15 protein-coding genes are annotated in these 25,793 nt (G+C 55.1%); all 15 read right to left on the bottom strand.

What is annotated here, in order from left to right:
* Positions 1-115 precede the first annotated feature (115 nt).
* A complete protein-coding gene (locus VCB98_RS10775; RefSeq protein ID WP_346052447.1) occupies positions 116-973 on the bottom strand; it encodes a nucleotidyl transferase AbiEii/AbiGii toxin family protein in 858 nt (285 codons plus the stop codon).
* Positions 970-1,971, bottom strand: coding sequence for a type IV toxin-antitoxin system AbiEi family antitoxin (locus VCB98_RS10780; protein ID WP_346052448.1), 1,002 nt, complete (start codon positions 1,969-1,971; stop codon positions 970-972). Before VCB98_RS10780 ends, VCB98_RS10775 begins: the two co-directional genes overlap by 4 nt.
* Before the next feature lie 644 nt (positions 1,972-2,615).
* Positions 2,616-3,755 (bottom strand): hypothetical protein, encoded by a 1,140-nt coding sequence (locus VCB98_RS10785; protein ID WP_346052449.1) that lies wholly within the window; start codon positions 3,753-3,755, stop codon positions 2,616-2,618.
* Positions 3,756-4,031: 276 nt separating this feature from the next.
* Complete coding sequence (locus VCB98_RS10790; RefSeq protein ID WP_346052450.1) at positions 4,032-5,813, bottom strand: heparinase II/III domain-containing protein; 1,782 nt, start codon at positions 5,811-5,813, stop codon at positions 4,032-4,034.
* Positions 5,814-5,875: 62 nt separating this feature from the next.
* Positions 5,876-6,547, bottom strand: coding sequence for a ParB N-terminal domain-containing protein (locus VCB98_RS10795; RefSeq protein WP_346052451.1), 672 nt, complete (start codon positions 6,545-6,547; stop codon positions 5,876-5,878).
* Positions 6,544-8,439: a glycosyltransferase family 4 protein gene (locus VCB98_RS10800; RefSeq protein ID WP_346052452.1), complete on the bottom strand. Its 1,896-nt coding sequence runs from the start codon at positions 8,437-8,439 to the stop codon at positions 6,544-6,546. Before VCB98_RS10800 ends, VCB98_RS10795 begins: the two co-directional genes overlap by 4 nt.
* A 51-nt stretch (positions 8,440-8,490) precedes the next feature.
* Positions 8,491-10,290 carry a hypothetical protein gene (locus VCB98_RS10805; RefSeq protein WP_346052454.1) on the bottom strand — a complete coding sequence of 600 codons (1,800 nt, stop codon included), beginning with the start codon at positions 10,288-10,290 and terminating at the stop codon, positions 8,491-8,493.
* Positions 10,291-10,455: 165 nt separating this feature from the next.
* Complete coding sequence (locus VCB98_RS10810) at positions 10,456-11,232, bottom strand: phosphocholine cytidylyltransferase family protein (protein ID WP_346052455.1); 777 nt, start codon at positions 11,230-11,232, stop codon at positions 10,456-10,458.
* A gap of 9 nt (positions 11,233-11,241) precedes the next feature.
* Complete coding sequence (locus VCB98_RS10815; protein ID WP_346052457.1) at positions 11,242-11,868, bottom strand: gamma-glutamyl-gamma-aminobutyrate hydrolase family protein; 627 nt, start codon at positions 11,866-11,868, stop codon at positions 11,242-11,244.
* Positions 11,868-14,978, bottom strand: coding sequence for a PEP/pyruvate-binding domain-containing protein (locus tag VCB98_RS10820; RefSeq protein ID WP_346052459.1), 3,111 nt, complete (start codon positions 14,976-14,978; stop codon positions 11,868-11,870). Before VCB98_RS10820 ends, VCB98_RS10815 begins: the two co-directional genes overlap by 1 nt.
* Positions 14,979-15,304: 326 nt before the next feature.
* On the bottom strand, positions 15,305-16,831 hold the full coding sequence (locus VCB98_RS10825; RefSeq protein ID WP_346052461.1) for a sulfotransferase: 1,527 nt from the start codon (positions 16,829-16,831) through the stop codon (positions 15,305-15,307).
* Positions 16,832-18,175: 1,344 nt separating this feature from the next.
* Complete coding sequence (locus VCB98_RS10830) at positions 18,176-19,648, bottom strand: heparinase II/III domain-containing protein (RefSeq protein WP_510184523.1); 1,473 nt, start codon at positions 19,646-19,648, stop codon at positions 18,176-18,178.
* A 235-nt stretch (positions 19,649-19,883) separates the two neighbouring features.
* On the bottom strand, positions 19,884-20,843 hold the full coding sequence (locus tag VCB98_RS10835; RefSeq protein WP_346052463.1) for an ATP-grasp fold amidoligase family protein: 960 nt from the start codon (positions 20,841-20,843) through the stop codon (positions 19,884-19,886).
* A 4-nt stretch (positions 20,844-20,847) separates the two neighbouring features.
* The gene (locus VCB98_RS10840; RefSeq protein WP_346052464.1) at positions 20,848-21,474 is read right to left on the bottom strand and encodes a hypothetical protein; all 627 of its coding nucleotides are present in this window, start codon (positions 21,472-21,474) and stop codon (positions 20,848-20,850) included.
* Positions 21,471-25,748 (bottom strand): polysaccharide pyruvyl transferase family protein, encoded by a 4,278-nt coding sequence (locus tag VCB98_RS10845; protein ID WP_346052466.1) that lies wholly within the window; start codon positions 25,746-25,748, stop codon positions 21,471-21,473. The genes VCB98_RS10840 and VCB98_RS10845 overlap by 4 nt, the downstream gene beginning before the upstream one ends.
* Positions 25,749-25,793 lie beyond the last annotated feature (45 nt).

Below are 25,793 nucleotides of genomic sequence, written 5' to 3' on the forward strand. Positions count from 1 at the left end.
GATTCTCCGAACAACCCCAGTGAGCGCCCAATTCTCAGCGAGGGCGGCGGGAATTACAAAGATGGCTTGCGCATATCCTTTGCGGCTTGGGGAATAAGGGAAAATGACGAAGGGCCTAGTCCGGCCCGTCTCTGGCTGCACGTAGAAAACCGTCGCGCATCGCGACAATCATGTGCAAAACCCGCTCGGCATCGGCTGTGGGAATGTAGCGGTCCAGCTCTCGCACGAGGAGCGAAGCGGTGCTCTGGTCGACCTCCGTCCCCAACGTCTCCAGAAGGAACTGCTTCTCCTTGGGCTCCAGTATCTTGCCAGACCTGAGGGCTAGAACTGCGATTGCCGCCAAGTGAAGATCGTAATCGTGCGCCTCGGCCACATCTGGGTGGTGGTCATATATGTCGTCAACACCTGAAATTCTCTCTGCATTGGTCAGGAGATATGCAACGTCTCCTGCATCCCGCCCTGGTTCCTGTGCCGCACGTTCTTCCCAGGCAAAGAGTTTTAGCGCGAGAAGACCCTCTGGAGAAACCACGGGCACATCAAGCTCTCGATTTACGATAACGACAGTAGCATTTTCAGCAGCAGCCGGGAAGCCACGCACTGTCATCACATAGTCGTCATCCGGTGGCCAGAATACCTGTCTCCCCGCAGATTCCACACCCCCATAGGGAAGCAGATCAAAATACCCGCCATGGACAGCTCGAAACCGCTTGGGTGGAGTTGCGAGGGGCTCAAAATGTCGACTCTCCTCGCATGCCTTGCACAGCTTATTGAAGTGATGCCAATCCTTAACCCAAACAGCAAAGTCAGTGTCTTCGGTTGCCCGCCCGGCAGGCCAACCATAGACTGACTCCAACAACAGACGGCGCGCCGTGGCACCAACAACCAGCCAGTCAACATCGATCTCCCTGGCAATCTCCGAGAACTGCCACAGAGACTCAAAAAAGTTACGATCAACTGTCGTGTGAAGACTCACAGGAATTGGCCCCTGATCATTCCTGCCGCATCGAGACAGCGCGCATCACCGGTTCCGATCAGATCCGCATAGATCAGCAACGGTGGACATACGCGTTTGCCGTCATAGACTTGCCTGATGGGCGCGTCCTTGAAATTCCAGAAAACATCAAGCAACTCGATATCACCGTCATCATCGCGCTGCAATCTCAATCTGCGAGCAAGCTGATTAAGGTCCGGTTCACCGTAGACGGTAATCTTTCCGGGGACTAAAAACCCCTTCGTCAGTACTGAAGCTGCGGATTCACTCCCCAACCATAAGCTGAATTGCTCGTAGCTCTCTGGTCCAAAATGGTGCCACCAATCGCGGTCTTTGGCCCGAAATCGATGGACAGTCAACTTCGGCCGGAGCCGTTCGAGATAGTTTTCGACCCAACGATCAATTAGCTCGTTCTCGCGATCGGCATTGGGCATGCGTTTGCGACCCGACACCCGGCAATACTCAAGGGCCTTAAGATCGTCGAGCGTATTGACTACCGTTCCGACAGAAACCTCTGAATACTGGGCGAGCGTCCGATAATCCAGACGCCAAGCTCCAGGTACGGAAAGCAGGGTAAAGATGACCTTTAGACCGGCCGGTTGAAAAGCGCGAACAGCCCGGTCTTTTCGAGATTTGGCCGACGACTTGCCCTGCAGATAGATATGAACAAAGGGATCGTCTGAGCGGAGAAAGATATTGCCGGCCCCGTCAACATACTGAACCCCGAGAGTCTTGAGACTCTCAGCCGCGTCCGAATGGATGTGCTCGGCGACCAATAGATAAGGGGCTTTCACAGCCGACTGATGGAGCCTTGCGGCAATATTGCGGGCCACCGCCCCGGTTACCTGCCGCCGGGTCACCACGGCATAACGAACCACGGGGCCGTCCTTCGGCATCTCGAGATCCAGGTACGCCTCCACCAAATCTTTAGGTCGGCGGACATGGACGAAATTGCCGTCCCGGACTTCACCGGCAACCACACCAGCGCGCCTCGCCAGGACCTGCCGGGCGCTTCCAATGAGCGACAGATTTTGTGACCGACTCGCCACTGTTCAATATTGCCCAATGTTCATTTTTATTGAACATAGCAGAATATTGAACATTTGTAATTACTTTAATGTTCACTCAGACGAATTTCTTGTTCATTTTTTGGGCAAACCAACCCAATCGACTCACCTGGTCACCAGATTTTGGGACTGCGGACTGTCTTAACAGTGAAAGGCTAAGGCAGACAAACCATTTGTTAGCCGTGCCCAAAGGCGAATTGCCGGATTTTTTGACCACCCTCCCTTTAATGGTCAGGAGCCGAGATAATTCCGGGAGATCAAGGTGCAAGAAAAAAATGTAATACAAAGATTAGGGTCATTAATCAGAAAGTGCCTCAAGAAGGCCGTGTCAGCTATCGCCGGCGAAACCGGTGCTATTGATCGCACCCATCGATTACGTGGCGAGTACAACAGTGCTCACCGCAATTTACAGACAAATCTAGCCCGATCGCATGACTCAGGCGGGGATACATCCTCGCGCAACACAACTATTGAGCAAAAATCTACGCATATCGGGATTTGTATCGAGATACGTGTAAACCGTACTCAAGTCAGAACTAGCCGAAATTAAGCAGCAGCTATTCCGGCCACTTGGCCGGATTGATCGGCCATTTGGAAAGGCCCTCACAGGCATCCACAACGGCGCGGGAGAAGCTGGAATTGGCCCTGTCCTGCATCGGCAGCGACAGCAGATCGGTCAGAATGGCCCGGCAATTCCAAGGGTTGAAGGTGTCAAAGACCAGGTCGGAGCACAGCAGCTGCTGGGAATGCCAGGCGCCCATTCGGTGCTCCCAGTAGAGCATGTCCCGGCTGTCATAGCCCATCTGGCGGCCGGCCGTGAAATCCGTGGCGTGAAACATATCCTGGAACGCAGTCCGGACGCGCTCCACCTGATCTGCGAGCTTTCGGTGCTTTAGCATGAAGAGATCCGCCGCCCCATTCGCATCATCGACTTCTGGATGCTTGGCCCAGTAGGCTCGGGCAATTTCCAGGGCGTTGGAGCGCACATGCAGCAAGCGCTGCTGACCATACTGGGCCAACAAGGGCATGATGCGATTGCTGTAACTGCTCTTGTAGGCATTGGCCTTGAGATAGGTCTTGAGCCGATCATCCATGGGCTGCTCTTCAAGCACCTGGTGGCTGATTCCATAGGCGGCAGTGATTTCCTTTGCCACTGCAGCGTCCACACCAAGAATACGTGTTCGCGCACCGTGCGGGCTGTCACGTCGATTGACGAGCGTAAAGGCTTCCAGGTCCACCTCAGCCAGGAGGGCGGCCGCTAGGGTGGTCCTGCTGTCCTGTCCTGCCGTTAGAGAGAGCAGCAAACCACTTCTCTGCGCCATGCCGCTGAGTGCTCTAGCAGCCCGAACGAGGTTGGGCTGTAACACTTCATCGAGCGTCTTTTGCTCGCGCGGCGCTCTCGGCCAGAAACGCGCAAGCTTCCCGGATTCCAGGTCCAGCAGGCAATTGGGCACCAGTAGCATCACATTGCGATAAGGCGTGCCATGCCCGGGATGGCCCCCCTTGAAAGGGGTTCTTCGGGTCTTCTCCCGGAATACCGCATCATTGACGAGCTTGGCATGAGAGCCGGCAATGCCCCGTGCGGGAATGAAGAAAATCGCACGCATGCCGGTGGCGTCGCCAACGAGACGGGGACCCAGGCCGGGGGCCTGGTATATCAGTGCATAGCGGCCACAGAGAGTATCGGTTGCAGACAAGAAACGGCATTCCGACTGCGCCAATTGTTCAGCCAAATTCTGTGCCAGTATTTCCGTGGAGAGTGCTGGGCGATCGACATCGATGCATTGGCCAAGTATCTCGACCCTCGCATCTAAAGCTTCGCCCATTGAATAGGCCGTGGCAGGGTGTCGCCAAAGGCCTTTTCTAGCAGACCGGAAATGCTCGGGGACCCTGGTCTGGTCATTGCCGAGCAAAAACCCGAAGGGATACAGGCAGGCATCGTTGTTCGTCATCCCGTCCCCTCCCTCGTGGGATCAGCTATCTTCCAGAAAAGGCTCCAAATCCAAGGTACGCGCCTTGTCGTCGCCAGAGAAGTAGCGGGATCCCCCACCAACGAGCGTCAATTTCCCCTTTCGCCGCTCAACGCGGGCACTATTGTTGCGAGGGGCGTTACTACGAATGACAAACACTGTCGCCAGCAACACCCGTCGGTCCTCGGCCTGCACGGGGCAGGCGATGCTGGTGGTGGGCCGGGCTTCCAGGTAGCCGGTGGACACCCAGCCCTGCGGCTCGGGCCTCTCCCGGCCCAGCCAGGTCTCAAAACGCGGCGCCTCGCGCACACCCTCGGCAAAAAAGGCCATGGTCATGGCCCGGTCCCGTTTCAGGCCTGTCACCAGCAGCTGATCGGGAGCCAGGCAGCCCACATGATGATCCGGGTTGCACTGCCACCAGCCGGTGAACCGCCGCCCGGCCTTGCCGGTACTCACCAGCTCATCCAGCACCACCAATGTACGCCGGGGCATATAGAGCACGGTGCGACGGTGACGGAAATCCGCCTCGGGCCGGTGCATGTCCGCGCGCATCAGCCAGCCCGCACCCAGAGGCTCCACAGTCTCCATGGCATTGCCATAGGCGTCCCGGGCATCTGTGGACAGGCTTTTGCCGTCCACTTCCACGCTGTTATGGGCCCGGGCGCTTTTCATGTAATTGCGCATCGGCCCACTGTTGTAACCATACTTACCAGAATCCACCAACAGATTCTCACCACGCTCCTGCCATACCAGCGACAGGCAATCAGCATGCTTGTGGGTGCGCCCAAAAAAGCCTGCTTGCACAAAAAGCAGCGAGCGTCGGCTGCTCTTGGCTTCGGGTGTGCTACGGATCACCCCGTAACCATCCACAATGGCTCCCAGCGCGCCGTCATTCTCCACATGCGGCCATTCCCGGATATCACTGGGGTCCCGGACGCGAATCCTGGCATCCGTGGAATCCCCCACCGGGATACAGCAATCCTGGGGATCCACCAACCAGCGGGCGGCGACATGGGCCCGGTGGACCAGGTCCTGAATGGCGGTCATGTCCGCGCTCTCCCACCACGGCGCCCCCAGGACTTTCTCGATGGTTCTGACGATGAAGAAATGGTAGTGGGGCGAGTGCTCCCGGTGCACACCATGCTCGCCCAGCTGGTCATGCAAGAGCGCCAGCATCTGGCGCTCGGTGTAGTGGATGCGCTCAACACGGTCGTTGGCATCGGGCCAGGCCCAGAGCAACGCCATCAGGCCATTGAGCTGAAACAGTCCGTGGTTGCCAGGATTGAGCTCCTTGGGGTCCGTCAGCCTCTTGAGATGGGCCTCAATCATCGGCGCCCAGACATCCTGCTCCAGCAGGTCCTGCCAGCCGTGATAGCGCAACGCAATCAGGACCAGGGCAATTTTCTGGGCCCGCAGGCCCACCGCCATGTCATACCAGGCCCACTTGTTGCGCCGGCGCGGCGAGGGCGCCTGGCGCCACCACCCGGCCATCTCCGAGACCACCCACTCGGCCTCGGCGCGGCCCCGCTCACCACCCTCCGCGATCAGATAGCAGGCCGGGTCGAAGCTGCGCCAGGCGTGGAACTGAAACATCCAGTTCCGGTCCCGATAAGGCTTGATGGTCCAATCGGTGGGGACATCCAGCTTGACCGGAGCCAGGTCTTCGCGGCCCTTGGCCACAAAACCCCGCTCCCGCTGGTCGGCCAATTCCTTGGCCGGATCCTTGCTGGCGGTAATGTCGAAATCCTTGATTGGCGGAATCCGGTCGGGATTCAGGACGTCCATTCAGAAAACCCGGTCAGTGAATAAGGTCGTGACGGCAACGGCGCACAGGATACCACGCCGTTTCAAGCCGACTGGCAGTCTGTCAGGTCAGGATGATTGGCTGGCACCTCGCCCCGGGCACAGGCTTCCCGCACCTTCTGCCACTGGGCATGGCGCATCAGCACCCGAACCGGAATAGTGGGCAGACCCAGAAGCTGGGCGATGGCGAGACGATGACTGCCGCCATGCCCGAAGAGATAGCCCCCGGCCCGGTCAATGGAGACGAACAGATCGTCACTGGGCGAGGCGCCGCGCTCCTCGGCGGTGCGCAGACGCCCATCGGCCTGGATCTGCTCAAAAAGTCGGTCCAAACGCTCATAACGGGCCCGCAGCTCGGCCTCGGTCCGGCAGCCGTCGATCTTGCCCCGTTCCCGGATCTTGTCCAGCTTACGCTGCCAGAGCGCAGTGTCCTCCCAGGGCAGACCCTCCAGGAAATGCACCGCCAGATCCTCGGCGAGAATATCCGTCCGCAGGGCCCGGCGCCGCTTCTTGTCCCAGCGCCCCTCACGCACCCGGCCCCAGTCATCCAGCTTGCTGCCACCCTGGCGCTTGACCCGCATGTGGTAGGGGCAATGATGGGAAACTGCGACCGGGTCCACATGGATGTATTTCAATGGATCGGCCACCGCCGACCATTGCTCACGGGCTTCCGTCACATTCTCGGCGCAGATTCTTTCCCAGCGTGATGCACTCATGAAGCGGCCGCGGCGCTGCTGTCTGTCAGTTGCTGGTAGAGGCCCTCGATTTCACGGGTCAACTGCCGCCAATCGCGGTTCTCACGGACCCAGGCAAGGGCACGTCCGGCAATCTCCCGGCGCAGGGGATCATCCTGCGCCACCCGCGCCATGGCCGCGGCCAGACTCTCGGTCCGGCCCTTCTCGAACAACACCCCCGTCTCGCCATCACGAATGATCTCGGCCAGGGCCGCCACATTGGAGGCGATGATGGGCTTGCCCATGGCCATGGCCTCAAAGGGCTTCATGGGCGAGACGGTCTCGGTCACCGGCTGGGGCTTGCGCGGAAAGACCATGGCATCCATGGCCGCGTAATAGCTTTCGACCTCGTCATGAGGCACCCGCCCGGTAAAGCGGACCCGGTCCGCCACGCCCAGACGCATGGCCTGGCTTTTCAGCTCATCAAACTGGTCGCCATCCCCCACCAGCAGGCAATACACCGGCAGCTCGGACTGTTGCTCGCGCAGACGGGCGACCGCCGTGATCAGGTCATCCAGGCCCTCGTACTGGGGCATGGAGCCGACATAGCCGAAGACCACCGCCTCCGGCGGAATGGCCCAGGCCCGGCGGGTTTCAGTGCCGCCGCTCAGGGTCTGGCTGAAGCGTTCGGTGTCCGTGCCATTGGGCACCACGGTGATCTTGTCCGCCGGCACCCCGCGCTCCACCAGCAGCTCCTTCAAGGCCTCGGTGATGGCAATCACCCGGTCGGCCTCCAGGCAGGCCTGGGTCTCGAGCTTGACGATCATGCGGTAGAGCTCGGAGTTCTCGAACTCCGGCTGGCGGGAAATGCGCGTCAGCTCCCACAGGCCGCGCACCTCGAAGATCGAGGGAATGCCCAGGCGACGGCCGGCCCAGACCGCCGCAATGCCATTGATGTGATTGGACGCCCCGTGCAGGATTGCCGGGCGGCGCTTGCGGGCAAGCTTTTCCACCGCCCGGGCATTGAGCTCCAGATACCGCTCGGCATCCACCCGGCGATAGGCCCGCGAGGGATCCCGCAGGCGATGGTAGGGCACCCCATCCACATGATCCACCGGCGCCACCCAGCCCGCGGCCTGCTTGATATCCTGGGGGTAGCCAAGCCGAGTCGCACACTCTACCTCCCAGCCATGGGCGCGCAGGCCGCAGACCAGGCCATGGGTGCGGGTCGCATAGCCACCGCTGGCATGCGGCAGGGAATTATGGAGCAGATACAACACTCCCTGGGGGCGCGGCTGATAGGCCCGGTGCTCGGCCGGGGCCGGCAGGACCACACCCCGCGAGAGCATCCGCTCGCGTGCCTCCAGAATCTCGGCACTCCGACTCCGGCCCCCGGACAAGCGATCCATCTCCCGCACCAGCTCCAGCGAGCGGCTGATACTGCCGAGCTGGTTGTACTGCTGATACAGCGCCTTGCGAAAGCGCATCAGGGGGAACCGCGCAAACACAGCCTCCGCCGCGGCCAGACCCTGCTCAGCAGACTTATCAAGCGCAGCCACCGCCTGGCCCCAGCGGATATCCGGCTCATGCTCCGGACGCCGGGCAACCAGCGCGTCCACATACGCCCCAATGACATCTGCCTGCCCCGCCTCACGCAGAACCCGGCAGACCTCGGCAACCGCGGATGAATGACAAACGGAATGACGCGGCGGTCCCGGATACCGCTTTTCCGGATCAGCCGACTCAGATCGGGCAGGCGCAGCGGCGAGCTCAACGCCTTCGCTCGCCCCCCGCTTCCCACGCAGCCAGGCCCGCAAGGGCGCAAGCCTCAGCCCGTTGGCGACCTTTTCGTGCGGCAAACCCAGCCAGTAAGCAGCCGGCACCACCACGCGCCATTTCACGCCCCTCAAGGCGTTCAACGTCCATTGCACCATTCGTATACTCTCAAAGAATTCTGGCCGGGCCCCTTCGGGCAGGGCAGCCAATCAGTCGCTACCCGTAGCCTGCTTGCCCGAGGCCTCATCCGACCGGCCACCCGCCTCGGCAGCCGCCAGCGCCCCGAGCAGTTCCTCGGCGAAGCCAAAGGCCTCATTGAAGGCCGCCTTCCGGGTCACCAGCTCTTCAATCTTGAAGGCCAACGCCGCCAGACGCAGGTCCGCCGACGACAGATCATCCGGCGCGTCCTTGCGCGCCCTGAGTGCCTCCACCTCCGGCGCCAGGCGCTTGTCCTTCATGAAGCGGGTCTCAATACCAACCCCGACAGGCTCCAGCGACCACTTGCCCCAATCAGTCAGACGAATCTCGCCAGACTCGCTCACAAACGCGGAATTATCCCCCATCACGGCATTATGGGGAAAGAGCGGCAGGGCCTTGAGACGGGCCTGCAGGGCAGGCAGGGCGCTGCTCAGGCGCTCATATAGCTCCGATTTCCATTCCTCGTCCAGCGCCAACTCAAAGCGGCGCAGCAAATCGGCGTCAAAACGCTCCCAGAGATAGGGCCGGGAGAGCTCAAAGACCTCCCGCAGAGACTGAGGCGGCGAAAGCCGCCACAGGGAGGCCACCACCGACTGCTGAAGGCCCTTTTTCCAGGCATTTTTCGACACCGGCTCACACTCGCCGAGCTCATACAGGCGGCAATGGAAATCCCCGACCTCATATTCCGCATGGACCGGCGCAATCAGCAATGGCCCGGCGCCCATGTGCTCAATGATCAGGTCTTCGTTCTCCAATGCCTGCTGCGCCTTGCTTGGCAGAACCCGCTCCTGGCCCCGGAAGGCCACATCGCCCTCAGCATCGCGGGCGACAATCTGGAACAGGTAACTGCCCTTGGCCGGATCCTGCCAGAGATCCTCCACTTCAACCGCCGCCTTGATACCGCCGGCCGCCAGCAACTCCTGAATCCGCTCCCGACGAGCCTCCACCGCGAAATGGTGCCGCAGACTCTGAATCTCGGACTTCTCCTGCTTGACGTGCTTCTCTTCCCGAAAAACCAGCGGATCAATCGATTTACGCTGACAGCTCAGGCTATAGCCTGTCGTCGCCATACTGCTTAGCGCGCCCAGAATCTGACGCGAAATCAGGAAGGACAGAATGGCGATCAGCACATTGATGCCATCAAAAAGCAGAAAATCGAGAACGAGAAAGACGAAAACCGCGAGGAAATTGATCGCAAACAGGTAACCGAGATAGGATGACAGGTTCCGCAGGATGTACCCACCGAAACCCTTGGGATCCCGCGGCTCAACACGCCGCAAGGCCGCCCAGCTAATCAAGAGCTGCAACGCTAAAAACCCCGAAAGAAAGGCAAACAGCCAGGGATGGATCAGCACCCCAACCGCAAACAGCAACAGCACCAGAAGTAAACTGGCTTGGCTGGAACAGAACGAAGAGTAATACTGCCGCGCCCGCGCTTTCTGGTCAGCAATCACCGAGAGCTGGTTAACCTTGCTCAACAGATCCCGGCTTCCCAATTCGGACCAGCGCTCGGACAAGCGGTCCAGCAACAAAGTCAGCAGATAACAGACCACCGCCGCGATGGAGAGACCAATGGCCCACTCATTCCGCAACTCCGGATCCACAAAAAACCGGAAATAACGCGGAACCCCGGGCGTTGCGATCAAGAGCAGAACTTTCAAGGGAATGAAAAAGGCCAAAATCCGAGTGATATTGGCCACCGCCATCGCGACAACGAGAACTGGCGTCAACACCGGCCGGTTCGCCGAAAACACCCCCATGACGGCAAACAACCAGCTAAAGTATTCGAAGATTTTACTGAATAAGCGCATGCAATCTCACACCTGGGGCAGGTTCGTTTAACTGACGAGATTGCCCACATTGTACTACCCGGAGGTAGCAAACACTTAACCTGATCGCGCTAGGTGAGTTGCCCAATCAAGGGACAGCACCCAAAATGACGTCAACACATCAAATCAAAGTTCTTGTACTACCACTCAATCTAATCGACATAGCCTTTCCAGCTCTCCTTCATCATTCAAACCTTCAAATGTTTCCAGATCCTCAACACTATCAACTTCAACCCAGCCATTCTCCACCAGAGCAGCCCGCGCATCCCAGCCAGCATCAATCAGATGCTGGATGAAACTAGTCATGTACATATTATCGAAATCCTTGCCGTCATACTCCGCATTCCGATCCATGGTCTCATAGGCGGCCTTGAAATCCGCCACACGATCCCCTCGGATACGAATCAGCCCCATATACTGGGCCTCGGCATCGGCATATGACTGAGGCTCCTTGCCCAACTCCACCACACGATTACCACCCTCCATCTTGAAGGTCTCGGCATCGGACAGCGGATCATCCATGCGGGTCTCCCACAACCGTCGCCACTCCCGGTCCGCGCCCAGACAAATTTCGCCTTCGCAACCCAAAACTGCTTTCAGCACCCGGTCTTCGAAGACAATATCGCCGTAGGAAATGAGCAGATCCTCACCCGGCTGCATTGCCTCAGCAGCACAGAACAGAGTGGCCACCATATTGGTCCGATCGTAACGGGGATTGGTCACCACAGAAACATCCGAAGCTTCGAGTTTGTCCGCCTTGTAGCCGCCAACCAGCGTAATTTCCTCAACCCCGCCCCGGCGAAGCACCTCCAGTTGGCGATGCAACATAGGCTTGCCGGCCAGAGGCACCATGCATTTTGGGCGGTCATTGGTATAAGGCCGCAAGCGGGTACCCTGCCCAGCCGCGAGAATAATGGCTTTCATCAATTCACCTCAGAAAATCGTTTGCAGTAATTCGAGATCCGCCTTGAGAAAGGGGCTCTCCCGCTCGGGATGCCACATGACTGAGGCCCAGGGCAGACTGGTGTGGCGGGCTGCCTCAATAGTGCCATCCTGGCAGCGCACACCCGGCGACAGCGTTTCGGCCAGACCCTCCGGGGCAATGCCCCAGTCATGGAAGCTGTTGACCTCGGAATAGGCCGAGAACAAGGACTCTCCCGCAACCGGCGTGACCGAATGCCGGGTCGCCACATGCCCCTCAACGGGAACCAGGCTCCCACCGAGATAGACGTTCATCATCTGCAAGCCCCGGCAGACACCAAGTACCGGCATCTGGCGATGCTTGGCATAATCCAGGATTGCAGTCTCAGTAGCATCCCGCTCGGGAGCAGGCCGTGAAGCGTCCGGCAAATGCGCCAGGTCATTGCCGCCGGAGAGAATGAAGCCATCCAGGCCCATGACCTCCAGCCACGCACCGGGCTCACTCAGCCCATTCGGCACTGGTACCAGCAGGAAGCCAAGCTGCTTGAGTAACCCTCCCCACTGCTGATCGAGGCAATCCCGTCGCTCGCCATAGCTGGCGACGACCTCAACCCGCTGTGTGACACCGATCCGCTTCATCAGCGAATCACCTGGATTCGGCGGTTACCCGCATCCAGCTCCAGTACCTGCGCACCGGACAGGCTCCCATACAGGGTCTCGCCCACGCCAATCGCGGCCGGCAGGCCGAACTCGGCCGAGCGAATCGCCATATGCGAGTTGGCACCGCCGTACATCGTGATCAACCCGGCAATGTCCTGCCCGAAGAGCCAGTCGTAGCCGGGGTCCGCCTGGGGAATCATGGCGATCTTGCCGGCCAGATCCGGCGCCTTCTGGCTGCCGGTTTCGGCAAGATCCACGCATTCGGCCGTGATCCGCCCGCTGCCAATGAAGTTCGGCTGGTTGCCCGGATACATGAAGACCTCAAGATCCCCTTCATTCAGCAGCAGGGGCGGCAACTCAATCACACTCGCCGTATGCCGAAGGCGGGCGCCGTCCTCGGCGCGGGCCTTGAGCCATTCACCGATATCCGGTGTTACCACGCTGCCGGTGCGAAGCGCAAAGAAGGCATCCAGGGGAATATTGGCCAGGGCCTCACGATCCAGGCCGTGCTGTGCCCCAAATTCCACCAAACAATCCAGCGCCGCGGATAGATTCCGGGTAAAGACGAACTTAGCGTATTCCCGGCCCTCGATGGCCTCACGCATGAACCGCTCCACCGCCTCCACATCATCCGACAAGCCGGCCTCGGCAACAGCCTTTCCAAAGGCTGCCCTGGCCTCCCGCCAGGGGCTATCGTCACCATGTTCCAGTGCCCGCCCCTTGGCCCGCTCCACAATAGGCCGTAGGTAATGCTCCGGATCCTCGTGGTAGCTGGGTGAGGTCGCATCATAGGTGCCAGGGCGCAGATGCCCGTAGCGGGCCACGAAATCCTGCCAGTCCATCCGCCCCTCGGCCGTAGCCGCCGCATCACTCGTAAACTGATGGGTCACCGTACGTATGGAGTTCAAAAAAGCATCCATGGCGGCCTTGTCCATCACACCAGTCTCGACTGCCGTTTTCAGCAGCGTCACCGCCACAAAGGCACTGCGGGCCAGATGCGAGAAGGCGAGCGTCCCGTAGCGACGGCAGTCCTCCAACAACACCGCCGCCCGCTCAAGTGGCGGCATGTCCGCCGCCATGATCCGCTCAAACCGCGCCTCCAGCTCATCGACAGACGCCAGATCAACCGGATTGCGCTCCAACGCCTTGCGGGTAATCTCCTTGAGCGCATCACGCAACTGGGCGATTTCCTGCTCGGAGAACCCGCCTTCCTTAGACAGGCGCTTCTCCCAGCGCTCAAAATTCAGCCCAAAGCAGGTTGGGACAACATCAAACTCCACCTTGTCGTGGAGATGCGGATTGGCCTCGAGCCAGGACAGATAGAAATCAACCAAACGCCCGGCAAGCTCATCATCCAGCTCCGCCGGGACAAAGGAATTAAAGCTCGCCCGGATATCCACGTACGGGTGGCCGGCAAAGGCCACCAGCAGCGGATTCGGCCGCACATCGCGATAGCCGTACTCCGCCCGCTGGGTTGCCCATACCTCATCCATGATCAGATAGCGGTAGAGCGTCATCGCCAGTCGACCCGGCTTGGTTCCAATTATCTCGGCCGGATTCCAATCAGGCATCACGCCGAAGAAGGCCCGACTGCCGACGACGAAGGGCGAAGGCATCTGCAGGGCCCGAAACCGCTCGCTGGCCGTCTCGATTAGCGCACTCACGTGCTCGTCGGAGACTTCCCACTGCTCGTGATCCACCGCAATTGGGCGCACCTGCAGAATATGCACGGTCCCCCCGTCACTGACCGCAAATTCGATATCTAGCGAATCGAAATCCAGCAGCTGCTCAATCTCCCGCATGGCCGGCAACAGGCCGCGAACATTCTCCGGAATTCGCTGCTCTGCTCCGTTCGCACTCCGATGGATAACAAGCGTTTTGTGCTCCCGGCTCGCCCCGCTGGTAATGGATTCGGTGCTACGAGTTACATCGTCATAATTCACCACATAGTAGGGCGCGCCACAGGCAAGGGTGCGTGTAAAGGCCACACCACTGGCCACCACTTCGCCCACCATCGGCTGCACCAATACCTGGTTCGCAGGATTACCATCCGGATAGGACGCTACCACCTCCTCAATAGCCTCCCTGAGCGCAGCGGCGTCACTGCTGTCGACATTCAACACACTGGTATAGGCGCCGGCGTTGGCCGAGGCAAAACCATCTTCGGACAGGGCACTACTACGGACAACAAGCTTTTTAGCGCCGAAAGCAGCACCAATTCGACGTGTAAATTCGTCAGCATCCACCTCCCATTGCGCCACCGTAAAACTCACCTGATCTTCAATACGGCTTTTCTTTACCAGCCCCTGAAGCCTCAACAGTGTCTGCGCCTTGGTGCCCAACACGAAGTGCGCCAGATCACGACCTTGGTTCAGCTCTGCCCACTCCCCAGCGACATCTACCGCTTCAACTGAGCACCCTCGGACACGGAGTAGCTCAATCAACTGGGACAAGTTAGCACGGCGCAGTCGACGTGAAAGAGCTACAACGTCACTCTTAAGGGACTCAATAACCGGCTTAGAGAACCGTGCAAGACCAACAAACTCCGCATCTGCAAACTCTGAATCAATATCAACACCCAATCGAGTAACACAACCTGAATGTAAATGAACCTTCTCACAGCAAGCTAGCTCATCTTCGGTTCGCCCAGCAAACCGCCCGCGCCAATGACTATCAACTGCAACGACGATATCTGCCTGCCGCCCCATCAGACCGCGGACTGCCGTTTCGTGGAACAAAATGTCACTGTACGATACATAGCACTCAGCCGCGTCATCCAATGGGGCTTGCAGCAGGGAAAACGCTGAGCCAGTCTCCTCCCATTCTGGATTTATCACATAGTCAAACTTCGGATATCGACGAGCAATCTCTTCGACCTGATAGCCGCCGACGAAAAGGACTTCTGGCCTGAGGGGCTCAACGGCCTGCAACAACCAATCTAGAACTCTGCCGTCCCCTAGAGCACCACGTAAAGCTGTATGCTTCTCTCCGCGATAAGGTTTTCCTGCACCTAGCACAATCAAACGTTTATCCGCACCGAGCGCGGGCGCTAGGACATTCTTTCTGGACTCACTTCCTTCAATCGCCATTTATGCCCTACCTTTTGCTCGCAAGCCAATTTCTCACATCCCGCATTTTGCGTCAGAGGGGGGGGGTGGAGGGGGGTTGAGATATCCCGCATCCACTGCGCCAATACCGAATGAACCTAATGCCACCACTACACCCGATAATGACAAAGGCCATATGGGGTCAACACCTGCGACTTGCTTACGCCACGACATCACCTTTTTTAAAACGGTCATTTGGAGGGGCATGATAATAGTCCCTCCTCTGATTCTCGACTATTCTCCGACTACCGATCCAGCTCCTGCCAACTCTTTACATTGCACGGTAGTTAGCGCCAGCCTCTTCGCCTTCAAAATACAGAATACTCCTTAAGGGCGTTGCGAATATCCTTGTATGCCTCGGGCTCTTCTTCCCGAAGCGGCAAATCTATATTTTTTGCAGATCGACGCGGATCGAAATCACCCACGGGGCCTACTGCGCATTCCTCTGGGAGCCCGAGCCATTCTAGAACCGATCGACGTGTCTCTTCTTGGCTAACAAATTCTTCAAATCTAACAACACTTACTCTGTTACGAATCTCTTGATCAGACAAGACGGAACCTAACCGCCTCCGGCCCGCTCTATATTCCTGAATATACTTTTCAACCGATATTCTCTTGTCGGGCATTGACCTAATATGATCATAATATTGATCACACGGATCCCTTACAACAAATATGACCCTGGCATTCTCGAACACTTTCAACACCTCCACCCGTCCACACTTTATATTGTTGTTAAACAGAACAATATCCTCAGATGCGCTCAAGGAGGGACCGAGGAACACACTGAGCAATCCCACACCAAGCCCACCGATCTCCGCTGCCTCACAAGTACCAACCTCTTCGCTTACTCGCTCAATAAGCCGCTCTCTGCACTCAGTCGTTGACGAAGCCCTAACAAATAATGACTTCCTATATAGAGATGCCATTCTTTTAGAGCCGTAGTCCGGCGGCAATGCGACTCCAAATACATTTAGGAATAGAAATTTGAGGATTCTTTCAAACACATAACTACTGGGCTCCCCCTCAATCTCCGAATTACTTATAGAATGCAAGGAAAGCGACCTATCCATCCCTTGAAATAGAGCCACCTTCTTATCATCTATGGGCGTACGGACACCTTCAATTGCTTTAAGAAAATCGAATACTGCGCCGCTACCTGAATAATTAAAACCACTAACAAATACCATCCGGCCTATATCGTCGTCGCCAGAAACTTTCCGAACGTCTTGTCTGGGCAGCGTCACAGACCGACAAAGCCTCTCGCGCAGCGTCAAAATAGCGCTAAACAGACCAAGCAACGCCCCTTTATAACGGATATAATTGGAATACTTAATCCATTCTTGATACAAGTTAAGTGCGCCCTCGTCGTTCTGATCAACAAGCTCTTGGACGCAATAATAGGCAGAGTCATTCGCAAGAGGCTTACTAGCTTGGCGATATACCTTTCTACTTAAACTCTTAACTGAACTAGCGCTCCCAATTCTCTCGAGAATCCTAACGACTCGCTCGGCTTTTGAATACTCATGGATTTTCAGGTATGTATCCGCCAATTCTTCCATAGCCTCTACGCGTCGCCTCGAGGAGAAAACTGCAATCCTGTGCGCCAATAACAATACATCTCGATAGCGCCTCTCTACCTTAGCTAGCTTGACTCCGATAAGCCACCAGGCTACAGAAGTCTCCAAACCTTCTTTACCCGCTCTACGAATATCTTGCGCTGCAATAATGGAGCGCAGCTGATGACACCGGCTCCGTCGCGAATCCTCGCCCTCATTCTTTATCGCTGCGAGTAGCCACTCGGCTTTTGCCAGATATTGACAGGAATTATTCATATCGTCACCAGAATTAATGGGTAGCAACTTACATCAAAGACCGTATGGCGGAAATAATATTAACTGGACTACCCTTGACCCTTGGATAATCCGCACCCGCATTTTGAGGCCGCTTCATAGGCATCGGATCTTAGCGCAACGAATTGGCTAGGTAGGCCTATCCGATTGCACACTCCTTCAATATACCCGAAGACCCCCCCCGGCCGGGGCCTCGGGCCTTGTAGATTCGCTTTGTGATTCTCCCCTATTTTGAAATACTGTATGATGGTCCAGCAACGTCATTATCCTGGAAGTACGCTGGTCCGCTCACGCTGTGCTGGGTTTGGTTTCTACGACGAAAACGCAATCGATCATCACCCCGGTATTGCGCGCTCTGCCCCTATTGAAGGATAGACTGGCCGGCCGGATTTCTCTGCCACACAACTTTCCAATTGGCAACAATGGCGAGTTCACGAGCCAATGTCAGCTTCATGGACCAATCGGTCACTGTTCGCGAGAAACGGCCCACGGCTAGCGCCACGCACAGCCAGCCTTCCTAGCTTCGGATGAAGGCGAGGTCGGCGAGCCACGCTTAACCCGCCCCCGGCCACTGCAAAGGCTCGGTTGAGTCGGTTCGGTTCGCTCATCGACGGTCGACCGATCACCCGCCTTGGGGCCTTGCAACCTCGTAACACGCCGCTTGTGTGATCTTGCATGATACGGGAGAATCGGTACTTCCCGCGTCGTTCACCGCTTTAACGTGAACCTACAAACGACACGCGACTAACCCTAAACACTGCCACTGGCCGAATACGAGGCGCGAATCAAGACCAGCTGCCATTAACCTTTCGTAGAAGGCGCACTCTATTGTTTATGTAACCCGTAATAGACTTTACTTCTATACGCCTGGATAAAACGACACATTCGGTTGGATCCGTGGACGCGGCGGAGCTTGATAATTCGCTCAGGGTAACTGGCAAAGTACAGAGTGGCCTTTTTTTGGAAGCTCGGTTGCCTCCTCGGTTCGCTACACCTGGGGCCTGATCTTCAGCACCTCGCTCTTCGCCTCAATCGCCTCAGCTGCTTATTCATCTGTCTTGCCCCAGTTAACGGCCCGCACCCATTTTTGTTCAGGGCACAAGGATATTCACCGAGTCATTCATCGACGTCATGTACAGAATGGCCGCGACCGACACTTTACGGACTCCTTCATTTTTGTTCCCTAGGCTGCAACGTCGATTAGTCAAGGCTCCCTTCCTGCGATCAAATAACAACTCAAACTTTCCCGTGATATCGGAGAGGCCGAACTGCCAGAACGAGCGAACTGCGAGGCCACGGGAATTCCACATAGATCTGGTTCATGTCCTACAAACGAATCACAGCTTTGCGCTCGCCATTTCCATTAAAATATCGTCCAGCAGCTCCGATTATTTCGATCTCACCCTCCCGAAACCGAACTTTTGAGACAGAATCCACTTTTCTATCCCGAAGCTCAAACAGCCCCACGAATACGTTACATGATTTAGGAGACTGAGGTTCTACCCGAATATTCCATGTGGGTGTCGCTTCCTTATACGACATAGAAACCCACCCGCGGATGTTCGGGTTCTTTTCTCCATGGTGACAAATTAAATCCACCTCATCGTTTGCACAAAACCTAGCATTCAGTTGCTTCGCGTTGTTAAGCCCAATTCTCGCTATCCCGGAACTCTCATCCATGAAATCCACTTGACACTTTGGACCAAATAGCCAGTTTGCGAAGAGATGGGGTCGAGACTGCTTATCTTCGATATGGACCTCATCGACAACAACTAAACATTTTGCTGGTTTAAATAGCACATAACGCTTGTGCAAGCCTTTGGGCTGGGTAAGCGTACGTGCGCTATTTACCTCCCACCCAGCCCCTCGACGACCTACTCGATTTATCAACCAAGGGCTACCCTCTGAAACGAGTGGCTCATGAGAGCCTATAACATTATGCGCATACTGGGACTTAAAGTAGCGACGAAACGAATCCCTTGAATAGCCATACTTACCCCCATCTGCCAGGATATCCACACCGTTCTCCCGCCAAAACACCGAAAGACAATCCGAATGCTTGTGAATCGTGCTGAATCTTCCACCCTGACAAAACAAGATGCTACTGCCCTTAGATGAACTATCACCGCGCATCTCTCGAATCACGCTATATGCGCCGTAATTTACGCAACCACTAGCTAAACCATTCACCCCTCGCGTCATTTCGCATAATTGTTTGATAGAGGCTGGGACCTGGCCTCGTGATGAGTCTCCGACAGGAAGATACGCCCAATTCTCATCAACAAGCCAATTACCTACTGAAGCTGCCCGTTCGAGCACTGGCTGCGCCCGGACATCGCATTCATCACGAGCCCACCAAGGCGACGAGATGATCTCCCTCACCCTAGCCATGGAGAAGAAGTGATATTGTGGAGAATGCTCCTTGTGGACACCCTGCTCTGTAAATTGGCCTTGCATCAAGCGGTCAAGAGCAGCAACACAATAGTCCCGCAGGTTTCCGCCTATCCTTTGCTTCGCCCGCGACCAAACTAAGGCCCTCAAGCCATTGATCTGGAACAAACCATGATTACCTGGGTTTAGGTACTCGCTATCAGAAAGAGCTAACTCATGCTCATATGACAGGTCATTTAAGAGGTCGGCTCGGCGTCGATCCTTCCTAAACAAGGGTTGCGTATTTAGCAATGCAATTCGCAAAGCACGCAGTCCCGCCGCCATATCAAGCCAGCTAGGACGACTAGGATCATATCGCCCACACTCGTTGGCCCATCGTTCCAAGAAATGTGTTAATTCTTCTATCACATCGCGATTATCCGGAAACCTAACAGCGCTGCAAATAAGAGGGTCGAGACATCGCCAGGCATGAAAATGTAGCAACCAATTCGGGTCCGTAAACGGATCCACTGTCCAAGACATTTCGCTACAAATACGATACCGCGGGAGATCGGTCCTTTGCCTTGGGATCCATCCAAGCTCGTTCCACTCGGCCCAAGTTGAGAGCGGATTATCATAATTCTTTACATCGAACCATTTGAGTCTAATCTCCATTTGACAATCCGTCATCATGTACCCCGCCTAGTCCGGAAGGCTTTTCCGCGGTATCTAGCGACCAGCATCGCGCTTTACGCAAAAGATTCTGCTGTTCACGCACAACAACTGGAGGCAAACCGGTAATCACTGGCCTTTCAAGACCAAGATGGGATATAGCATCCAACCATTTTGCACCAAGATGAATATCGTACTGAGGCGAAAACGCGAACAGTCTCCCCACATATGGCCCACCTGGACCTGCAGTGATCTCGCCTAGCATAACCCTCTTACCATCGGTATAAAGATCTACACTACAGAAAGCAGTGCCAAGATGCGTAGCAACCCGCTCTGCGACATCAATCATCTGCTTATAATTTTTAGGCAATGTAGGACTTACAAAAACACTCTTATTTGAATGGGAATATACTAGCCCTTCGGGGAGGCTTGTGAAATTGCTGCCAAAAAACGAAAGTCGGGGCTTACTGCCATTGCGGTCAATCTGCAGAACGAACTCCACACATCCCTGAAACGTGTAAAGCTTATAATCAAAAGGGATACCAGCATTCTCGCCCTTGATTCCTTGTTCTACGATACATCGCTTTGCCGTTGGGCGTTTAGCAGCAATTACTTGACTAATTTTCTCTTTAATCTCCTCAAGCGTTAGCCACTCCTGGCTAAACTCTTCGAAATAACGACCATGCTTTTCGGCAGAGAGGAACAGAACACCTTTGGCGCCAGCAAGATCCCTGGGTTTTATCACCAAAGGAAGCTTGACTCTAGGCAACTCCTGAATTGAATGCGGATCATCGACTTCGGCATACACTTGTGGACACGGGACCTTACATGCGTTTGCCACATCCTTCATTTCTAGCTTATCGAATGAAAAAGTATCTCTATTCGATTTCATTACACGTGAGTGCACATACTCAGTGAAGCGTACCGGATACCTTCTACCGTCAATCGTCATATTGCTAACTCGACCACTGGTGACGCACGCATTGCTCATGCCTGGACAACACCCGCACCGGGATTCTTTCAAGCTTAAGGACCTGCGCTATGGCGAGTCTATGGCTGCCACCAACTGCGAACAAATGACAACCATCCCGGGCTACCGAAACAAACAAGTCATCTGAGACCTTTGCGCCTCGCTCTTCAGCGGAAAGCAACGCCCCGGCACCTTTGATTTGATGAAATAGAACATCGAGTCTTTCGTACCTCTTTTTTAGCTGATCCACATTCTTACACCCATCGATCATGCCTTTTGCCTGGATCACTTGACATTTGTGCTGCCATAACTCTGTCTCTTCCCATCGAAGACCTATATAGAAGCGCTTACGTAGTTCGCCACGCAGCCAATCGGTACGATACTTCTCCCTCCGATCCAGATCCCAATTACCACTAATCACGCGGCCCCAGTCATACAACTTCGAGCCATATTTCCTCTTAGTCTTTATATGGTACGAACAGTGAAAGTGAACTGACATAGGATCTATATAAAAATACCGACCAGGAGGGGGGATTATTTCGCCATAATTTTTAGCAGCCTGCTCCCAGTTCTTGGTTGCCACATCAAGCCACTGGTCGTTATCTAACATCATTGGGGGGAGACCTGTTGCGACACATCACTGATTGTATCGACCATCGTCTTGCCTATCTCGCTCCATGTCCTATTGCGTAATACCCAAGCTCTTGCATTCTCACCAAGCTTCAATCGAACTGCGGAGTTAACAATTAGGTGACGCAATCGGGCCTGAAGCTCTTCCACGTCTCCTTTAGCGTAAATCAAGCCTGTCGAATTGTCCTCCACCATCTCAGCCAATGCTCTTACGCTCGAGACCACCACCGCCTTTTCCATTGCCATAGCCTCAAGCGGCTTCATAGGCGAAACCATTTCACAGACAGGCCATGGTCTCCGGGGAAATGGCGCTATATCAATCAGGGAATAATGCGCTGAGACTTGTTCGTGTGGAACCCTTCCAGGCATGATCAACCAGTCGGATAAGTCATAGCTATCAGCTATTCTCATAATCTCTTTAGTGATCGGCCCGCAATCTTGCCCAGATGCGTTTTCATTCCCTACTAATAGGAGCCGAAATTTTACCCCATCCAGTTTCAACCTTCCCGCAGCTTCCACGAGATCTTCAAGGCCTTCATAGTCCACAAAGGTCCCTATGTAACCGATAACCGGCACCTCTTCCGGGATATCGTAATATCCAGCCAGACTCTTATCTCGCTCCCTGGGCTGGAATCTTTCTGGATCACAAGCATTCGGCGTGAGAACGATACTTTCTTTGGTGACGCCTCGTGCTTCTAGCTCTTGACGCATAGGCCCGGTAAGCGTAAAGACCTTCTCTGCTCGCTTGGCGACGCCGGCTTCTAGACCTTTCTGAACCTCGCACGCGCTAGTTCTCTCGTAATCTGGATCCCGCGACAATCGCGTAATCTCCCAGAACCCCCTCACTTCATAGTAAAATGGGATCCCTAACCTTCGAGCAGCTATGAGCGATGGGAGAGCAGTCACGTGATTTGATGCAGCGACAACAGCAGAAGGCCGGATGTCTCTCAGCTGCTCAGTTAACGCGTCTGCTGCCTCTTCCATATACTCAATTGCGGTGCGCCCCTTGCGTTCTGGGCTGAGATTATGGACATAAGGTATGCCGTCGATCTCGTTCTTCACGAACTTACCGGAAACATCCGCATCTGACTTGATGTCAACCGGAAAACCAGGCCTTGTAATTGCAATAGGATCGAACCCTGCGGACTTCCAACCGAGCAAAACCCCATGGGCGCGCGTCGCATACCCTCCGGACGAGTATGGGAAAGCGTTGTGAAGGATATACGCAATTCTCTTATCTATGCATTCAAGAGATTCGCTGGCGGCGGAATCCGCCAGGTCAAATAGCTCATATGTCTTCTCCGGATTCAGAGACAAGTCTCGTGCTCTCGCCGAAGACTTCACTTTTCTCAACCAATCTTGGCTCACTCTTGCGTCACCGGACTGGGCCAATTCTTCAAGTCGCGAGATAACCTGAAATGCTCTATCAACATCCCCAACACGAATGCATGACCATACAAGCGCCTTCAAACCAAGCTCAGTTTCCTTCATGCTGACGGCAGCCAGAATCAACTGATGCTTCGCCTCATCATAGCCTTCCTCCCCAAACGACTTGGCGAACTGAATGATTGCTCGCTGGTCTTCTCCCAATTGTCCCTGGCTGGTAGTCGAGATACCATGCAGGACATCCCCCACGGTTAGTCGCTTCCACGCTGGCGGGCCCAAGAATGGCTGCTCTAGCAACTCGCTCTGAGCCTCTGCGCCCACACACTCGGCGCGGTTTAATCGTGCAATGCTCAAAAGTCGATAGGGCAGACGGAAGACATTTATCGGGGACTTGGCAGAGTTGGCTATCTCTGCGCCAATCCGGTAGCGCTTAGATTCGACTAGTAGGTTAAGGCGTCTTTGTTGAGCCGCTGAGAAAATCGACCTCTCGGCCAGCTTTCTTCGCATCACCTCAAGCTCACGCTTCAACGATAGCACTTCCTGCTCAGCGATACTCATCTCCCTCTCCTTGCCCTTCATTTCAATTTCCATCTCCTCAATTTTTCGACTCAAGGCACCTCGGTAGATCGTCGAGACCATATTTGCTTGTTGCAATGCGCCCCTCTCCAACACAAGAGAGTCGAATTTTCGCCGCCAGCCCTCTTCCATCGATTGAGCGAGCTCCTTCTGCCGATCAAGCTCATATACAATGCGCTCGTTCCGCTCACGGAGGCTGAACACTTCCTTTTGTAGATACGCTCTCTCCGACTCAGCCTCAGTGCGATTCTTGCGCTCAGCTTTCAATTGTTCTTTAACGTCATCAATTTCACGCTCAAGATCTTCAATCCTGGCCCGCGCTCGATCTAGATCAATCATCAGCTTCTGGCTTGATGAGTGCAAAGTGGCAACCTTATCTTCCCGTGTCTTAAGTATGCTTACCAACTCTTCTTTAGCTGAAACATACTTCGCAACTTCTTGCTGCAACCGCGTGATCTCTCGCGAAAGGTCAACCCGCTCCTTTTCCAGCGCCTCTCGAGCAGCCTTCTCCTGATCTAAATTCTCCTTAAGATGAAACGTCTTGACTTTCTCGACCTCACGACCTTCGCGGGCAGAGCTTACACTTTGCTTTAAACGCTCACATTCGTCGCGTAGACTTTCGATCTTCCGATCTCTTTCCTGCATGAGCGCCAGCAAACTGGCACTCTCTTCATTCTTTACTTGCAGCTTTCTTCGCATCTGACCTTCAACGCGCTTTAGCTCTTCTCTTGTAGCCTCACGAAAGGCTTCCAAAATCCCTTTCCTCTGTTCAACCCCATGATCTATAACGCTTTGAAGACGCTCCACCTCGGACTTAGCCTTACGGAATTTCAATTTGAGATCGCGCACCTCTGCTTTCGAGTTAGCTCGTTCATCTTTAGCGGCGTTCTTTTGCTTAGCAAGGTCTTCCTTCAGGCGGCTTTCTCTCTCTTTAGCATTCTTGGCCAATGATTCGACCTTCCGATCTGCTCTGGCTGCTCGATTCTTTGCGTTCGCCGCGTGCGCGGCGTCAGCAAGAGATTTCGCAAGCTGCCCGAAATGTCGACTAAAACTGATATAGTCATGCGCCGACAGAGGCTGCGCACCCTCCGCCCCATAATGATCCAACGTGGACTCTTTTAACGTTCTAATCCTCTCTGCAGTAGAGTCACTAACCCTCTCAACCTTCGAGGCAGAACGATAGATCTTCTCTACTGCGTCAGCGACACTTACTTTATCTAAAGACAGACCTCGATTCTCAATCTGCAGCTGGGAGAATAGACCTGGGATTTTGTGCCCGTGAGATTCAAAGTAAACTCCATAGGCAGGCGTTCCGGAAATCATAGATAGAATTGCGGCGTGAAACCTTGATGTGACTACGTAGCGAACTCTGCCAAGCATCGCAAGATACTCCGGAACAGACTCTGGACGCTGCAGCAGAACTCTATCCTCGCCGTACACTTCAGCTAGCGTTGAAGCTAACTCTTCAGCCAATTTCCGATCTGCGTCCGTCTGCACGGGAATAAGCACGCTATTCGCTGGATTCGCCTCAAGATGGCGCACTGCATACGAATGGGCAAACTGATACGCCTTTGATGCTGCTAGACCAGCCTCGGCCTTATAGCCTTGGAAACTTTCTTTCTCTTCTTTTGACAGCCTAATCCCCCACCCTTCCCACCTCATCGGGAGCGCAATCTTATTGCGGTCGACTTTGTCGATCTTAGGCGCCGTCAAGAAGAATGCCGGATCGAGGCAGCTAAGCGGAATGCGATGACCAAAGGTTTGCTCAATTAGTTTCCTCGACGCTTCATCTCTAACGCCATAGGACGTGAGTATCTGCAGCAAGCTTGCGATCAACTCCTTGGCCAAATCCTCCTCAAAAGGCCCAAAAGTAGAGGGCAGCAAGATGGCTGGAATTCCTTTCGAATACGCCGCCAATGCGGGAATTGCGCGCCAGAATATGCTTTTGTAGTTCTCAGGCTTATGGTATGCGAAAAAATGCTCTGATGAGGGAAGCACGATCAGATCTACTTCAGCGACACCGCACTCGCGCAAAATACGGGATGGATCAGTTACATAGGATTCTGCATCGACAGAGAATGATCTAAAATGAACAAAATCAATATTTTCAAGCTGACCAAAGGACTGTTTAGCCAGCCTGAGATATTGACTTTCTTCGGAATCAAGAAGGACTACGGTAAGCTTGGCACCGGGGTATTTTCTCTTTAGAAGCTCAACTTGACCAGCATTGATCGCTATATCGCCTACATTACTTGCAACATGACCATAGAATAGAGCAATCGACTTTACAGACATCCTTTAACCGCCTCAGTTGATGCAGCCCCGAAGGCACATTCGTAG

Origin of the sequence: Natronospira elongata, assembly GCF_034931365.1 — a bacterium.
Lineage (GTDB): Bacteria > Pseudomonadota > Gammaproteobacteria > Natronospirales > Natronospiraceae > Natronospira > Natronospira elongata.

Excerpts from the sequence above, each read along its gene's own strand:
- VCB98_RS10790 (WP_346052450.1), bottom strand. The coding sequence starts at position 5,813 with ATGGACGTCCTGAATCCCGACCGGATTCCGCCAATCAAGGATTTCGAC.
- VCB98_RS10840 (WP_346052464.1), bottom strand. The coding sequence starts at position 21,474 with ATGATGTTAGATAACGACCAGTGGCTTGATGTGGCAACCAAGAACTGG.
- VCB98_RS10815 (WP_346052457.1), bottom strand. The coding sequence starts at position 11,868 with ATGAAGCGGATCGGTGTCACACAGCGGGTTGAGGTCGTCGCCAGCTAT.
- VCB98_RS10800 (WP_346052452.1), bottom strand. The coding sequence starts at position 8,439 with ATGGTGCAATGGACGTTGAACGCCTTGAGGGGCGTGAAATGGCGCGTG.
- VCB98_RS10795 (WP_346052451.1), bottom strand. The coding sequence starts at position 6,547 with ATGAGTGCATCACGCTGGGAAAGAATCTGCGCCGAGAATGTGACGGAA.
- VCB98_RS10845 (WP_346052466.1), bottom strand. The coding sequence starts at position 25,748 with ATGTCTGTAAAGTCGATTGCTCTATTCTATGGTCATGTTGCAAGTAAT.
- VCB98_RS10820 (WP_346052459.1), bottom strand. The coding sequence starts at position 14,978 with ATGGCGATTGAAGGAAGTGAGTCCAGAAAGAATGTCCTAGCGCCCGCG.
- VCB98_RS10825 (WP_346052461.1), bottom strand. The coding sequence starts at position 16,831 with ATGAATAATTCCTGTCAATATCTGGCAAAAGCCGAGTGGCTACTCGCA.
- VCB98_RS10805 (WP_346052454.1), bottom strand. The coding sequence starts at position 10,290 with ATGCGCTTATTCAGTAAAATCTTCGAATACTTTAGCTGGTTGTTTGCC.
- VCB98_RS10810 (WP_346052455.1), bottom strand. The coding sequence starts at position 11,232 with ATGAAAGCCATTATTCTCGCGGCTGGGCAGGGTACCCGCTTGCGGCCT.
- VCB98_RS10835 (WP_346052463.1), bottom strand. The coding sequence starts at position 20,843 with ATGACGATTGACGGTAGAAGGTATCCGGTACGCTTCACTGAGTATGTG.